16 protein-coding genes and 1 pseudogene are annotated in these 12,996 nt (G+C 38.8%); 13 read left to right on the plus strand and 4 right to left on the minus strand.

Features of this window, described 5'->3' with window-relative positions:
* The first annotated feature begins 147 nt into the window (after positions 1 to 147).
* The 7 genes and pseudogenes from CQA63_RS06145 (at position 148) to CQA63_RS06165 (ending at position 5,238) form a co-directional block, all read left to right on the plus strand.
* On the plus strand, positions 148 to 1,815 hold the full coding sequence (locus tag CQA63_RS06145) for a methyl-accepting chemotaxis protein (RefSeq protein WP_104699952.1): 1,668 nt from the start codon (positions 148 to 150) through the stop codon (positions 1,813 to 1,815).
* Positions 1,816 to 2,132: 317 nt separating this feature from the next.
* The gene (locus tag CQA63_RS09840) at positions 2,133 to 2,285 is read left to right on the plus strand and encodes a hypothetical protein (protein ID WP_170128382.1); all 153 of its coding nucleotides are present in this window, start codon (positions 2,133 to 2,135) and stop codon (positions 2,283 to 2,285) included.
* A 60-nt stretch (positions 2,286 to 2,345) separates the two neighbouring features.
* On the plus strand, positions 2,346 to 2,546 hold the full coding sequence (locus tag CQA63_RS06150) for a hypothetical protein (RefSeq protein WP_104699951.1): 201 nt from the start codon (positions 2,346 to 2,348) through the stop codon (positions 2,544 to 2,546).
* Positions 2,513 to 2,593: pseudogene (locus tag CQA63_RS10575) on the plus strand (DEAD/DEAH box helicase family protein); the annotation flags it as partial. The gene CQA63_RS06150 and the pseudogene CQA63_RS10575, both read left to right, overlap by 34 nt.
* 236 nt (positions 2,594 to 2,829) lie before the next feature.
* Positions 2,830 to 3,516: a restriction endonuclease subunit S gene (locus tag CQA63_RS06155; protein ID WP_199770692.1), complete on the plus strand. Its 687-nt coding sequence runs from the start codon at positions 2,830 to 2,832 to the stop codon at positions 3,514 to 3,516.
* Positions 3,517 to 3,587: 71 nt separating this feature from the next.
* Entirely contained in the window at positions 3,588 to 4,685 is a 1,098-nt protein-coding gene (locus CQA63_RS06160; protein ID WP_104699950.1) for an ImmA/IrrE family metallo-endopeptidase, read from the plus strand.
* On the plus strand, positions 4,678 to 5,238 hold the full coding sequence (locus tag CQA63_RS06165) for a DUF4411 family protein (RefSeq protein ID WP_104699949.1): 561 nt from the start codon (positions 4,678 to 4,680) through the stop codon (positions 5,236 to 5,238). The genes CQA63_RS06160 and CQA63_RS06165 overlap by 8 nt, the downstream gene beginning before the upstream one ends.
* A gap of 115 nt (positions 5,239 to 5,353) precedes the next feature.
* On the opposite strand, the gene CQA63_RS06170 is transcribed toward CQA63_RS06165, so the two are convergent.
* The 4 genes from CQA63_RS06170 to flgG are packed head-to-tail and all read right to left on the minus strand — an operon-like array spanning position 5,354 to position 7,620.
* The gene (locus CQA63_RS06170; protein ID WP_104699948.1) at positions 5,354 to 5,680 is read right to left on the minus strand and encodes a type II toxin-antitoxin system PemK/MazF family toxin; all 327 of its coding nucleotides are present in this window, start codon (positions 5,678 to 5,680) and stop codon (positions 5,354 to 5,356) included.
* Between the two features lie 4 nt (positions 5,681 to 5,684).
* Positions 5,685 to 5,957, minus strand: coding sequence for an AbrB/MazE/SpoVT family DNA-binding domain-containing protein (locus CQA63_RS06175; protein WP_104699947.1), 273 nt, complete (start codon positions 5,955 to 5,957; stop codon positions 5,685 to 5,687).
* Positions 5,958 to 6,005: 48 nt separating this feature from the next.
* Positions 6,006 to 6,824 (minus strand): restriction endonuclease subunit S, encoded by an 819-nt coding sequence (locus CQA63_RS10500; protein ID WP_104699946.1) that lies wholly within the window; start codon positions 6,822 to 6,824, stop codon positions 6,006 to 6,008.
* Between the two features lie 7 nt (positions 6,825 to 6,831).
* Positions 6,832 to 7,620 carry a flagellar basal-body rod protein FlgG gene (gene flgG, locus CQA63_RS06185; RefSeq protein ID WP_104699945.1) on the minus strand — a complete coding sequence of 263 codons (789 nt, stop codon included), beginning with the start codon at positions 7,618 to 7,620 and terminating at the stop codon, positions 6,832 to 6,834.
* Between the two features lie 136 nt (positions 7,621 to 7,756).
* Between flgG and CQA63_RS06190 the strand changes: the two genes are divergently transcribed.
* From CQA63_RS06190 to CQA63_RS10075, 6 genes are all read left to right on the plus strand, one after another.
* On the plus strand, positions 7,757 to 8,383 hold the full coding sequence (locus CQA63_RS06190; RefSeq protein ID WP_104699944.1) for a trimeric intracellular cation channel family protein: 627 nt from the start codon (positions 7,757 to 7,759) through the stop codon (positions 8,381 to 8,383).
* A gap of 76 nt (positions 8,384 to 8,459) precedes the next feature.
* Positions 8,460 to 10,133 carry a DNA polymerase III subunit gamma/tau gene (locus CQA63_RS06195; protein ID WP_104699943.1) on the plus strand — a complete coding sequence of 558 codons (1,674 nt, stop codon included), beginning with the start codon at positions 8,460 to 8,462 and terminating at the stop codon, positions 10,131 to 10,133.
* The gene (gene tsaE, locus CQA63_RS06200; protein ID WP_104699942.1) at positions 10,126 to 10,557 is read left to right on the plus strand and encodes a tRNA (adenosine(37)-N6)-threonylcarbamoyltransferase complex ATPase subunit type 1 TsaE; all 432 of its coding nucleotides are present in this window, start codon (positions 10,126 to 10,128) and stop codon (positions 10,555 to 10,557) included. Before CQA63_RS06195 ends, tsaE begins: the two co-directional genes overlap by 8 nt.
* Positions 10,544 to 11,266: an LPS export ABC transporter ATP-binding protein gene (lptB, locus tag CQA63_RS06205; RefSeq protein ID WP_104699941.1), complete on the plus strand. Its 723-nt coding sequence runs from the start codon at positions 10,544 to 10,546 to the stop codon at positions 11,264 to 11,266. The genes tsaE and lptB overlap by 14 nt, the downstream gene beginning before the upstream one ends.
* Entirely contained in the window at positions 11,263 to 12,558 is a 1,296-nt protein-coding gene (locus tag CQA63_RS06210) for an RNA polymerase factor sigma-54 (RefSeq protein WP_104699940.1), read from the plus strand. Before lptB ends, CQA63_RS06210 begins: the two co-directional genes overlap by 4 nt.
* 230 nt (positions 12,559 to 12,788) lie before the next feature.
* Positions 12,789 to 12,996: hypothetical protein (locus tag CQA63_RS10075; protein ID WP_211305733.1), on the plus strand; the 208-nt coding region annotated here is incomplete at its 3' end.

Consider the following 12,996-nt stretch of genomic DNA (forward strand, 5'->3'; position numbering starts at 1 on the left):
AAGCGCGATTGTAGCACATTAATTTACAATTGCACAAACTGCACAAATCCAAATTACCCGCAGGCAAAACTTTATGGATTATATTTATCAAATACATTGTAATATTCTAAAGATAAATTGATGAGATAAAGGAAAGAAGGAGGAATTATGTCAAACCAATTAGAATCAAAAAAACCCAAAAAAACAAGCACATCTGCCATGTTAGCTTTTGGCTTTGGTGTGCTCTTAATATTTTCATGTGTCATCGTGGCTATTAGTTTGCATAAAGTAAGCAAAATCGATGATGCTTTGAGTGAAATTAATGATGTCAATGCCCTTGCTCAAAGATATGCTATCAACTTTAGAGGAAGCGTGCATGATAGGGCTATAGCCATTAGAGATGTGGTGCTTATTGATGAAAATAACCAACAAGGATTACAAGAGCTTTTAGGGCAAATTAATAAATTAGAGCAATTCTATAAAGAAGCCGAAACCAACATGCAGGAAAAATTCATCAATACAAAAATCCTTGATGAAAAAGAGCTTAGCATACTCCAAGACATCGATGCCACACAGGCAAAAAGTATCCCCTTAATTGTGCAAATTATACAAGCCAAACTCGCTGGAGATACCCAAAAAGCACATGACTTGCTTGATACACTCGCCCCTTATTTCACACAATGGCTAAAAGAAATTAACCAATTTATCGACTATCAAGAAAATGCCAATTCAGACCTCACTACGAAACTAAGAAATGATGTAATAGGCTTTAGAATCGTCCTCTTAGTGCTTTTAGCATGTAGCATTATTTTTGGGCTTGTTATCTCTATGGGGATTATTAGAATCTTACGCAACTTGCTTGGTGGAGAGCCTTATGTAGCTTCAAATATCGTATCAAAGATTGCCAATGGAAACCTCTCAGAATCAATACATTATAAAAGTTCAGATTCTATGCTCTCCTCTATCGCTATGATGCAACAAAAGCTCAAAGAAATTGTAGAGTTTATCACGCATTCATCAAATCAAATCCATGACATTGCCCTTCAAGTTTCCACCACTTCACAAAAAGCTCAAGATGTCGCCAATACGCAAATGCAAAGCTCCACACAAGTAACAAACAAAATAGGGCAAATGGAGCAGTCCTTAACAGAAGTTTCAAATATCGCCAAACAAACAGAAGAAAACTCTCTAAAGAGTGTAGAGGTTTCTACAAAAGGTGTAGAAATTATCAATATCACCGCAGAGGAAATTGGCAAAATCAGTGAAATGATTAGCTCTTCAGCAGATAATATCCGCGGCTTGCAACAACAATCTACAGAAATTGGTAGCAGTGCAAGCTTAATTGCAGAAATCGCAGACCAAACTAACCTCCTAGCCCTTAATGCCGCTATAGAAGCAGCAAGAGCGGGTGAGCATGGCAGGGGCTTTGCGGTGGTAGCTGATGAAGTGAGAAAACTAGCAGAGCGCACCGCCTCTACAACCGCAGAAATTGCCAATATGATTAAGCTTATCCAAGATAGCATAGATACTTCTGTAACTTCTATTGAAGCTATAGTCCCACAAATTGAAAAGGGGCAAAAGCTTATTATGGATTCTGTGCAGACATTAGAGGAGATTCAATCTCAAGCCAAAGATTCATTGCAAAAAGCCCAAATCGCCGCTTCAAGCTCAAGCCAGCAAAAGAGCACAATGGAGAGCATTTCTACTGATATGCAAAATATCTCAACACTCTCGCAAGAGACACATCTCTCCTTAGAGAGTGCCAATAAAACCATTGAAGAATTAAAAGGTATTTCAGATTCACTCAAACATCACTTAGAATACTTCAAACTCTAATACTTAAGCCTTAGCTACTCCTTAAGCCATCCTTATATCAACCTCCGCAAGGAGGTAAAAGACCCCTTAAAAAGCACTCATAGATTTCAGAGAGTTTCTTCATTTCACACTAACAAGCAGCAGAGTCGGTATAAAGAGAGTTTTAGAGATGTTTTGAGTATTTACATCCTCAGCATAACAAGGATTTTGCTATATCTTAGGCAAGCGTATGGGTAAAGTTGCTTTATGTATAAGCGTGAGATGAAGCCCAAAGCTCTCTATTTATATTTGCTAAGACATCTTAGCTTTGAGCTTCTTAACTCTCACATCCGCTAGAGGTGCTAAAAAGGTGCTATCACAATAATGCCAAATTCACCCTTGCAAATTCACCCTTGATTGATAAAGCCAAAACCTCACTCTCACAATACCCACTCCAAGCCCTCCCAAACCACCTTCACATTATGCTTAAAGCACAATCAAGCCTCGCATAAACTTCAATTTTTTATAAAAATCTTACACTATAATAAAAGCTAAAATTTCAAAGGTTTAAAATGCACTCCAAACTTAGTGAAGAAGAGACCAAAACTCGCTTTATCACTCCAGCCTTGCAAAAGGCAAGCCACAATACGGCAGACATCGGCATGGAGCAAAAATGCGATATAAAGTATAACTACACTTTTAGCGATGGGCGCCTGGAGTTTAAAAAGCATGAAATCTTGCGAGGGCAGATTCTACCTGGATGGAGATTTTAGAGTATTTCACAAGCGCGATACAAATCGGGCTTACCGCCACGCCTAAACTCCAAGAAGCCCCAAAACACACAGAGCAACCCCAAAACTCAAAAGAACCAAACAAAGATAAGCAAGATAAGCAAGATAAGCAAAGCTAAATGCCCTAAGCGAGATAGAATCCTATAATGCGTCAATCCTAAAAGACAAAAAAGGCAAAGAAAAAGCATTAAAAACCTTAGAATCTAGCCTCAAAAATGAAAAAGATAAAGAAGCAAAGCAAAATCTTAAAGCCCAAATTACAGCTTTGAAAAAAGAAATCACAAAGCTTAAAATCATCACGCCTTTAACTTGTCATTCTGAGGCTTTAGCCGAAGAATCCCTTAAAGAATCTAGCAGAGATATTTCGGCTTTTTCAAAGCCTCAATATGACAATTCTACCTTCACCCCACCTTTTGCAATTCCCAAATCTTGGGTATGGGTAAAATTGGGAGAAGTGTGCGAGATTTTTACAGGCAATAGCATTAATGCAGACAAAAAAGAAAAGGAATTTACAGGACACAAGGAGGGCTTAAATTACATAGGCACTAAAGATATAAATACAGATAGGCAAATTATGTATGAAAATGGTATAAAAATACCTTATTGTAAGAGCAATGACTTTAAAATCGCTAAAAAATACTCGACCTTGCTTTGTCTTGAGGGAGGAAGTGCGGGGAAAAAGATAGGATTTTTGGAAGAAAATGTATGCTTTGGCAATAAATTGTGTTGTTTTGAATCTTCTTTTTGCAATGCGAAATTTTTATACTTTTATTTGCAAAATCCTAACTTTTTGCAAGAATTTAACCTTAATTTGGTAGGGATTATAGGAGGAGTAGGCAAAGACAAAATAAAGGATTTTCTTATTCCATTGCCACCACTTGTAGAACAGGTATTTATAGTTAAAACACTCGATTCCCTCTTTGCCCTCGCAAAAGGCTTAAGGGTAGAATAATAGTATCTTAGGAATTTTTTGATACAATCTAGCTTAGTTTTAAACCTCATTAGGAAAACACCAAAAGAACAATGCCAATACAAATCAATGTAAGACGATTAGAGTATTTATTGGAGCTTTTTAAACTCTCAAAAGAGGATTTGCAAAGGGAAATTAATGCAAAAATTGACTTTAATAAACCATTGACAAAAACAATCTTAAAAAAGATTGATGATGTTTTTAAAATGGGTTTAGATTTTTATACAAATCCTTTGCAAATTGATACACAAAATTCAAGTATTTTATTCAGAAAAGCTAATTGTAACGATAAACTAGAAATAGGAGATATTCAGTTTATCACTCAATATGAAAAAGATATTAATTATATAAAAAGCTTGGCAAAGCTTGGAGATTTTGCATTTACAAAACGCAAATTAAAGCATTTTTCATTAGCAGATTCTCCGCTTGAAGTTGCTAGAGAAATGCAATTTTTACTTCCTACAAAAAGCCCTACTGACAAAAAATTTTTAGAATCTTTTATTGCAAATCTCGTAGAGCAAAACATTTTGGTTTTAGAAAACATAGAATCTTTTAACAAAAAATATAAAAGTAATTTGTGCGGATTCTTTATCAAGCCTAATTTTATCGTGCTAAAAAAGCAAAATAGCAGAAAAAGAGAGATTTTTACTTTAGCTCATGAATTGGGACATTATCTTTTAAACAATGAAAATATTGATGAAAATACCTTTATCCAAAATCCAAATAATGAAGAATCTTGGTGCAATCAATTCGCCTTTGCCTTATTGCTAGGCGAAAGCTTGGAAGAAATACAAAATATCAATATCAACGAAATAAACCTTACAAATCAAACCATACAAGAATTATCAGAAAAAAGACATATTAGCAGACTTGCGATTTTTTATCATTTCGCCCACACCAACAAAATACGATGGACAAAATACAATCAACTTAAAGAGAGTTTGCAAAACGAATATGAGCAACAAAAACAAAGCAGTAAAGACAATCAAAAGACTAAAGGCTTTAAGCCCCCCATTCCTATCCTCTCACCATTGCAAAAAGATATTTTTATCAATGCTTTTTTAGAAGGTATCGTGAGTGAATACACAATGCGCACACGCTTTAAAAGATATATTAAAAATAATAATTTAGAGGACTTTATCTATGGATAAATACCTTTTTGATACAAACTCTTTGGTTTATTTGGTGCGATATTATTTGCCTTTTGATGCAAGTGGGCAGTTGCGAAACTTCTTACTTGAGGGTTTTGAAAGAAAAGATTTTATCTTGCTCACAGCAGTGAAAGATGAGTGTAAATATGTCGCACAGGGATTGGTATTTAAAGAATTCCTTAAAGACTCGCCCATTAGAGCAACCCCATTTGATGAGGTCATCACAAAGAAATTACACAGAGAGATAGATAATAACTTCATTGTCTCATTTGCCAAGAGAGGGCAGCTAGACGAGCAAGAATATAGCAGTCAAAAACAAGACTTTATCAAAAGTGCAGATTTTAAGCTGATACATTATGTGATACTAAAGGGACAATGTGTCATTATCACAGAAGAAAGTTTAACAAGCAATGACAATAAAATATTTAAAAAGATTCCAAAAATTGCCCAAGAGAAAGGCATCAAATGCCTTAATCTTGCTGGGTTTATTCAAGAAAAACTAGAGATGTCTTTGAAAATTTCAATCAAAGGGGAATTGGCACTAGAATATTAAAGATTATTCTACTTTAGAAATAGCAAAGAGACTATCTCACAAAACCTGAAATTTAAATCTTAAAACCTCCTATAAATACTTCTTCTATCGCCCATTTAGTAAAAATAGCAAACCTTTACGCGAAAAATTCTTGTAAGATTTCTAGCAACCTTGCAGAATCTTTGTGTGAAAGTGTGGTGATTTTCTTGCTAAAGCGCTTTATGGATAAAGTGCGTATTTGGTCGCATAAGATTCTAGCTTTTTTACCTTCTAGGGTAATATTAAGTCGGAAAGGTGCATCAAATCCCTTTGAGGTGATAGGGGCTACAATCCTTGTGCTAAGGTAGTTTAGCTCATCGGGTGAGATGATCACACAGGGACGCGTTTTGGCGATTTCACTACCGATTACAGGCTCTAAATTGACCCAATACACCCCAAAGCGTTCAAATTTATCACTTCTCATTTGATTAGCATTCCCATTCTTTGGTATCTGTATCGCTGGAAATAAATGTTTCACTTAAGCCTTGCAATTCTTTGTCATGCTTTTTGGCTAAATGTTGCAAATCCAAGCTATCCCAATTTGCCCTTACCTTTTTGTTGAGTTTTCTTTTAGGCTCAAGCAACAAGCCATTTTCTACTACACTTAGGGAGATTTCGCAGTCTTGTAGCTTGGCTTGCTCTATAAGGGCTTTGGGTATGCGTATGCCTTGAGAATTGCCTATTTTGATAAGTGTCGTCATTGTGTAAATCCTTAATAATAATTACAAAGTAATTATAGTTTTTTCTCATTATTCTACTCTTAAACCTTTGGCAAGTGCGAAGAGCTTATCAAGGGTTTGAATGATATAGGCTTGCTCCGCTAGAGGCGGCAGGGGGACAGGAAGATTCTCAAAAAGTGTTTTGTTTATAATAGGTGTGGCTGTCCCTGTTGAACTTTCTCGCATTAGTGTTTGAAAGTATTGGCTAATAATAATAAAATAAAGTATTTTAAAATTTGCACAACTACAAGGCATAACAATATTGATTTGCTGATTACAAGTGCATTCCCTATCAATGATACAAGATTTGCCAATCAATCCACCAATACAGGTTACAAGAATAGAATTTGCTTGAATTTTTCTGGCTTTTCGCAACCCTATTTCAGACAATCCCTTGTTGGTATAATTAACATTGCCCACCTCATCAATATCTCCTGGTCCCAAAAATGGTATAAAAGTTCCAAAATTTTCTATTTTATTAGTTGGTGGTGTTGTTCCTGTAAAGACTTCCCCAATATCTCCCAACCTCACCCATACCCAAGATTTGGGAATTTCAAAAGGTGGGGTGAAAGTGTTTTGAAAATTAGCATTTTCAATGCTTTTTGTTGGGATTGGGGATTGTGTATGTTGAGATGGTATAGATTCCCCACTTGGCTTTAAGGCTGATGAGTTTAGAGGCGTGATAGGCTTAAGCTTAGCAATTTCCTTTTTTAGAGTGGTGATTTGGGCTTTAAGGATAAGTTTAGCTTGAGTTTTGTCATATTGAGCCGTAGGTGAAATATCTCTGTTGATTTTAATTTGAGATTCTTCGGCTAAAGCCTCAGAATGACAAAGATTTGCTACTCTTATTTAAAGCCTATCGTTTAAGGGCATTTACGGTTTGGAGCATAGCGTCTGCGGTTTGGATACTCTTAGAATTTGCCTCATACGCTCTCTGCCCGGTGATTAAATCTGTCATTTCTTCTACAAGTTTGACATTACTTAACTCTAAAAATCCCTGCCTTAACTGCCCAAAGCCATCAAGCCCGGGCACGCCTGCTACAGGGTCTCCTGAAGCATTGGTATTAATAAATAAATTATCTCCCAAAGAGTGCAAACCCGCAGGATTTATGAAATTCACAATTTCAATCTGCCCCAATACATTCACCTCTGTTTGATTCCCCTCAATCACACTCACAGTGCCATCAGTGCCGATGTTAATTTGTGTCGCCCCCTCTGGAATGCTAAGCTCAGGGATAAGCCTATAGCCCTCTGCATTCACCACATTCCCATCGCTATCAAGCTTAAAGCTCCCTGCGCGAGTATAGGCGATATTCCCATCAGGGAGTTCAATTTGGAAAAAGCCATTCCCCGTAATAGCAATATCAAGGTTATTTTCTGTCTCTTTGGGATGCCCTTGGGAGAACATTTTTTGAATCGCCACAGGACGCACGCCAAGCCCCACCTCTATGCCTGTGGGAGAGATAGTTGTTTCACTTGTGCTTGTGCCGGCATATTGAAGCACTTGATAAAACAAATCTGCAAATTCCGCCCTCTGCTTCTTATAGCCTGTAGTATTAACATTGGCGATGTTATTTGATGTATTATCAATTTGGAGTTGCTGCCCTAACATACCCGTAGTAGCAGTATAAAGAGACCTCATCATAATATATCCTTTGTATTTGCACTTTTTGTGATTCCATTAAACAAAGCAAAAGTAATTCCATATTTTATGGATTTATTATGATTCTAAGCTGCTTTAGGTTACAATACCCCCTCACTTCCACTCTCAAAGGGACAATATGCTTTTAACCACGCTTTATGTGATTGCTATCACTGCAGAGGGTATGACAGGTGCGCTTGCTGCGGGCAAACATAAAATGGATCTCTTTGGTGTGATTTTCATCGCACTTGTTACAGCCATTGGCGGAGGCTCCATCCGCGATATTCTCTTGGAGCATTATCCGCTTACTTGGGTAGCAAACCCCGAATATGTCGTGCTTATTTGCATTGCAGCCTTGCTTACTACAAAGGTCCCTCGAGTCATCGCTCGCTCTGAAAATGTGTTTTTAACACTCGATGCCATAGGGCTAGTGGTCTTTAGTATTTTAGGTGCGCAAGTGGCGATTGATAAAGAATATGGCTTTATTATCGCTGTGAGTGCGGCGGTGATAACAGGCGTATTTGGCGGGATTTTACGCGATATTTTATGTATGCGCATTCCCCTTGTTTTTCAAAAAGAAATTTATGCAGGCATTGCCATACTTGCGGGAGGTATTTACTATGCCCTCCTTGAATGGGCACATTTAGATAGTCTGCTAGTAAGCATTCTTACCTTAATTATCGGTGTGAGCGCTAGGCTTTTGGCAATTTTTTATAAACTCTCACTCCCTGTGTTTGCCTATGATGAGCAAGATAAGCCAAGATAAGCAATGAGGGACTAATGAGAGTTTTTAGATTCTTTATATACAATGCCAATTTTCAACTTATTTCGGAGATAAAGTGATGAGTTCCATAGCCCTAGCCTTGAAGTATCGCCCCACGCTTTTTAATGACTTAGTGGGACAAAATGCCATATCTCAAACGCTCTCTTTGGCTTTAGATTCTAAACACATCTCACATGCTTATCTCTTTAGCGGATTGCGAGGAAGTGGCAAAACAAGCTCTGCTAGAATCTTCGCGCGTGCCCTGCAGTGTGAGAGTGGTCCTACGAGCACGCCTTGTGGAGAATGCCCAAACTGCACAGCTGCTTTACAGGGCAACCATATGGATATTATTGAAATGGACGCGGCTAGCTCAAGAGGGATTGATGACATCAAGCGCCTTATTGAACAAACAAAATACCACCCAAGCCTTGGAAGATATAAAATATTTATTATCGATGAAGTGCATATGTTAAGCAAAGAAGCCTTTAACGCTTTGCTTAAAACCCTTGAAGAGCCTCCAGAATTTGTTAAATTTATCCTTGCCACGACTGACCCGCTCAAACTCCCCGCGACTATTCTAAGCCGCACACAGCACTTTCGCTTTAAGCAAATCCCCCATAAGCTTGTAGTAGAGCATATGAGCAATATCCTTGATAAGGAGCAAGTGAGCTATGAGCCCCAAGCACTTGATATTATCGCGCGCAGTGGAGCAGGAAGCCTCCGTGATACCCTAACCCTCCTTGATCAGGCAATTATCTTTTGCAAAAACCACATTGAAGTCACTGCAGTAAGCGATATGCTAGGTATAGTTGATCCAGAAGTGTTACAAAAATATTTTTACCATATCTTGCATAAGCAAGACCAAGAAACCCAAGCCATATTAGAAACACTTTTTGAATATGAATGCGAGATGATCCTTGATGAGATGATGCTTTTTCTCAAAGATAAGCTTTTACAAAGAGATAGTGCGTTCCCGCCCCTACTCCTTGATAGATTTGCTTATATCCTTACAGAATCTAAAACTTTGCTTAATCTCAATACCGATGGAAACTTTGTTTTGCTGCTATGCACGCTTAAAATGCAAGAAGCGATGAAAATTAAAGATATTCAATCGATGATAGAAGAGCTTGAAAATGAAGTCTTTAGCGCACAAACCAAGCAACCTCCATTAAGCCAAGCTAGCACTTTAGCCCCCATTCAGGGCACAGCACAAGCCATCTCCCAAACCCCATCCCAGATTCCATCCCAAAGCCCATCCAAAGACAGCACGCAGCCTCCCGCACAAGCCTCATCGCAAAGCCCTGCCCAGATTCCCGCGCAAGAGAGCCAATCCACAGCCTTAAATGCCAAAATACGTTTTAGCCACTTAATTACTAAAATCAAAGACCGCAATGCCCATTTGGGTGCGGTTTTTGAAGCAAATGTGAGCTTTATAGATTTTATAGATTTAAGCCATACATTGCGTTGGCAGAGCGTAGCACAAGGCGCGGATAAAGAGCTTTTAAAAGAGCATGGTAAAATCATCTATACCCTTGTGAAGTCCATATTTGGGCAAGAAGTGCATATTGAGCAAGTAAGTCAAAATCCACAAGCTACTTCCAACCCTCCCATAGCAAAACAAGAAACACAAGAGAGCCCTATGCAAAAGAGTGATGATAAACAGCAATTCCTTGCACAAAATAAAGATCTGATTATGGCAATTGAGCAAAGCATAGGCATTAAAGAAGTGCGTGAAAGGAATAGCCATGAGTAAATATGAGCTAAGAGAAAATGAGCTTTTTAGCTTATGTAACAAACTTCAAGCGATATTGCATAATAGGCATATTGTGCTTTTAATGGGGGACATAGGCAGTGGTAAAACCACACTTGTACGTGCCTTTATGGAATCTCAAGGTGTGCAAAGCCCTGTGCCCTCCCCTACCTTTAACCTCGCCCTTTGCTATGAGTGCCCACAATATAGCAAAATCTATCACTATGATATGTATGCTAAAAGTTTGCAAGATATGCTTGAGTTAGGCTTACTTGATATGCTAGATAATGATGGCTTGCACTTCATAGAATGGGGGGATTGGCAATTACAGCAACTCCTAGCACAAAATGGCTTTAATGTCATCTCTATACATATCACTCCACAAGAGCAGCAGAGAATCTATGAGGTGAGCGATGAACAAACTTAAAGCAGAGCATTTAAGCAAACATATCAAAAAGACAAAAATCGTAGAAGACATCTCGCTTGAAGTCAATAGCGGCGAGGTAGTGGGGCTTTTAGGACCTAATGGAGCGGGGAAAACAACGACATTTTATATGATATGCGGGCTTTTGCACCCAAGTGCGGGGAAAGTTATGCTTAATCATACAGAAATCACCTCCCTGCCATTGCATAAACGCTCAAACCTCGGTATAGGCTATCTCCCCCAAGAATCAAGCATTTTCAAAGACCTCAATGTAGAGGATAATCTCATGCTTGCTGCAGAAATTAGTATCAAAAACGCCAAAGATAGGCAGATTAAAATTGAAAATATGCTTTCAGAATTTAATATCGAGCCCATTCGCAAAAGAAAGGGCATAAGCCTAAGCGGGGGAGAGCGGCGCAGAGTGGAGATCGCTAGAGCTCTTGTCAAAGACCCTAAATTTATTTTGCTTGATGAGCCTTTTGCAGGTGTGGATCCAAGGGCAGTAAGTGATATACAAAACATCATCTTAAAGCTTACCAAGCTTGATATAGGCGTGCTTATCACCGACCATAATGTGCGTGAAACGCTCTCTGTGTGCTCTCGCACTTATGTGATTAAAAGCGGCGCATTGCTTGCAAGCGGGAGTGCGGAGGAGATTTATAAAAATCAATTAGTGCGTAAATACTACTTAGGAGAGCATTTCAAAGCATGAGTATAGGAGGCAAGCTTAAAAGCAATCTTAATGTCAAAACACGGCTATCTAGCACCTTAAAAAGCTGGCTGCCTATTTTGCAAAGTGGCTTAAATGAGCTTGAAGAGACGCTTAATACCATAGCAGAGGAAAATCCCTACACTCATGTGCAAAGCCAAATCACACATACTATCCCCATTAAAACTAAAAGAACCACTCAAGCCACCCCTGATAATTTTGAATCTACCTATATAGCTCAAAAGAGCCTTTATGATGTGCTTGAAGAGCAGCTTAACTCTACACTTTTCCCCACAGACATCTCGCGAAAAATTGCTCTAAAAATTATAGAAAATCTCAATAGTGAGGGGTTTTTAGACACTTCTGTGGGGAGCTTAGCCCATGAATTAGGCATAGAGGAAGATGAGATAGAGCGCATAAGGCAGAGATTTGCATATTTAGAACCTCATGGGGTGGGAGCAAAAGATGTGATAGAATCTTTCCTTTTCCAGCTTGATAATACCGAGCTAGAGGGGCAGAGCTATGAGCTAGCAGCGCGCATTATCCGTGATTTGCACAATCATAGCAAGTACAAAAACCACCCTGATTATCCTAAAGTGATGAAAACCATTAAAACCTTTAGAAATCCCCCTGCGATTGAGTTTAGCCCGAGGGAAAATGAAGTCATACCTGATATTTTTATCTTTGAGCGCACCAAAAGCGATAGCCTTAAAAACACCACTTATGAGCTTGAAGTGTCTATTAATGATAGCTATTATCCTAAGGTACTCATTGAAGAGCGTATAAAAGACATCAAGGACAAGGCAGGCGCAGACTTCCTCAAAACAAAGCTCAAAGAGGCAAAAGACCTAGTCGATGCGCTTGATATGCGTAAAGCCACGATACTTAAAATCGCCATTGCTTTAAGAGAAAATCAATATGATTTTTTTACCGGAGGGGAAATACGACCTATGAAGCTTAAAGACATCGCCCAAGACTTAGGCTACGCCCCAAGCACCATATCTCGCGCGATTGCAAACAAATACTTAGAGTGTGATAGGGGCATATTCCCCATTAAAAGCTTCTTTACCGCAGCCATTGATGGCGATACTTCAAACGCCTCGATAAAAGAATTTATTTTGAATCTTGTGAAAAACGAAGATAGAAAAAAGCCTTTAAGCGATATAAAGATTCTCAAAATGGTAGAAGAGAAATTTGATCTTAAAATGGTGCGCCGCACTATCACCAAATACCGCCAGCAGCTTAGTATAGCTAGCTCCAATGAGCGCAAAAGGCTTTATGAAATAAGTATGTAAGGGCTTGTTTATTAAGGAAAGCCATATTATACAGGAAATGCGCGCGGGGGAAATCTCCTCCCCTTGTGCTTTTGCAAGAAAGTGAAGAATCTCCGTTGGCTTTACTAGTAAATGCTGGATTCATTGTCATTCTGAGGGAGCACGAAGTGCGACCGAAGAATCTCTCTCTGAATCACTAGTCGCTAAGAGAGATTCTTCGCTTCGCGGAGGCTACGCTCAGAATGACAATAGTGGCAGAGTTTCTAGCAATTCTAACAGCAATTCTTCGGTCGTTACCACTCCCGCTAGACATGACAATAAGCCCCAAACGTCTCCCAGCAGTGAGATATATTCTCACTGCGATAAAATTAAATCGCACGAAGTGCCACCTCTTAAGGCGTCGTCGGGGCGGGGGATATATAAGGGGGAGGGAGCGACTTCGCAATTCAAGCCCCTCCC

It is taken from the genome of Helicobacter marmotae (assembly GCF_003364255.1).
In the GTDB taxonomy this organism is placed as follows: domain Bacteria; phylum Campylobacterota; class Campylobacteria; order Campylobacterales; family Helicobacteraceae; genus Helicobacter_C; species Helicobacter_C marmotae.

What these genes read in the sequence shown, in the direction of transcription:
- CQA63_RS06165 (WP_104699949.1), top strand. Translation starts at nt 4,678, where the DNA reads ATGGATAAATACCTTTTTGATACAAACTCTTTGGTTTATTTGGTGCGA.
- CQA63_RS06195 (WP_104699943.1), top strand. Translation starts at nt 8,460, where the DNA reads ATGAGTTCCATAGCCCTAGCCTTGAAGTATCGCCCCACGCTTTTTAAT.
- CQA63_RS06145 (WP_104699952.1), top strand. Translation starts at nt 148, where the DNA reads ATGTCAAACCAATTAGAATCAAAAAAACCCAAAAAAACAAGCACATCT.
- tsaE (WP_104699942.1), top strand. Translation starts at nt 10,126, where the DNA reads ATGAGTAAATATGAGCTAAGAGAAAATGAGCTTTTTAGCTTATGTAAC.
- CQA63_RS06150 (WP_104699951.1), top strand. Translation starts at nt 2,346, where the DNA reads ATGCACTCCAAACTTAGTGAAGAAGAGACCAAAACTCGCTTTATCACT.
- CQA63_RS06190 (WP_104699944.1), top strand. Translation starts at nt 7,757, where the DNA reads ATGCTTTTAACCACGCTTTATGTGATTGCTATCACTGCAGAGGGTATG.
- lptB (WP_104699941.1), top strand. Translation starts at nt 10,544, where the DNA reads ATGAACAAACTTAAAGCAGAGCATTTAAGCAAACATATCAAAAAGACA.
- CQA63_RS06175 (WP_104699947.1), bottom strand. Translation starts at nt 5,957, where the DNA reads ATGACGACACTTATCAAAATAGGCAATTCTCAAGGCATACGCATACCC.
- CQA63_RS06160 (WP_104699950.1), top strand. Translation starts at nt 3,588, where the DNA reads ATGCCAATACAAATCAATGTAAGACGATTAGAGTATTTATTGGAGCTT.
- CQA63_RS06170 (WP_104699948.1), bottom strand. Translation starts at nt 5,680, where the DNA reads ATGAGAAGTGATAAATTTGAACGCTTTGGGGTGTATTGGGTCAATTTA.
- CQA63_RS06210 (WP_104699940.1), top strand. Translation starts at nt 11,263, where the DNA reads ATGAGTATAGGAGGCAAGCTTAAAAGCAATCTTAATGTCAAAACACGG.
- flgG (WP_104699945.1), bottom strand. Translation starts at nt 7,620, where the DNA reads ATGATGAGGTCTCTTTATACTGCTACTACGGGTATGTTAGGGCAGCAA.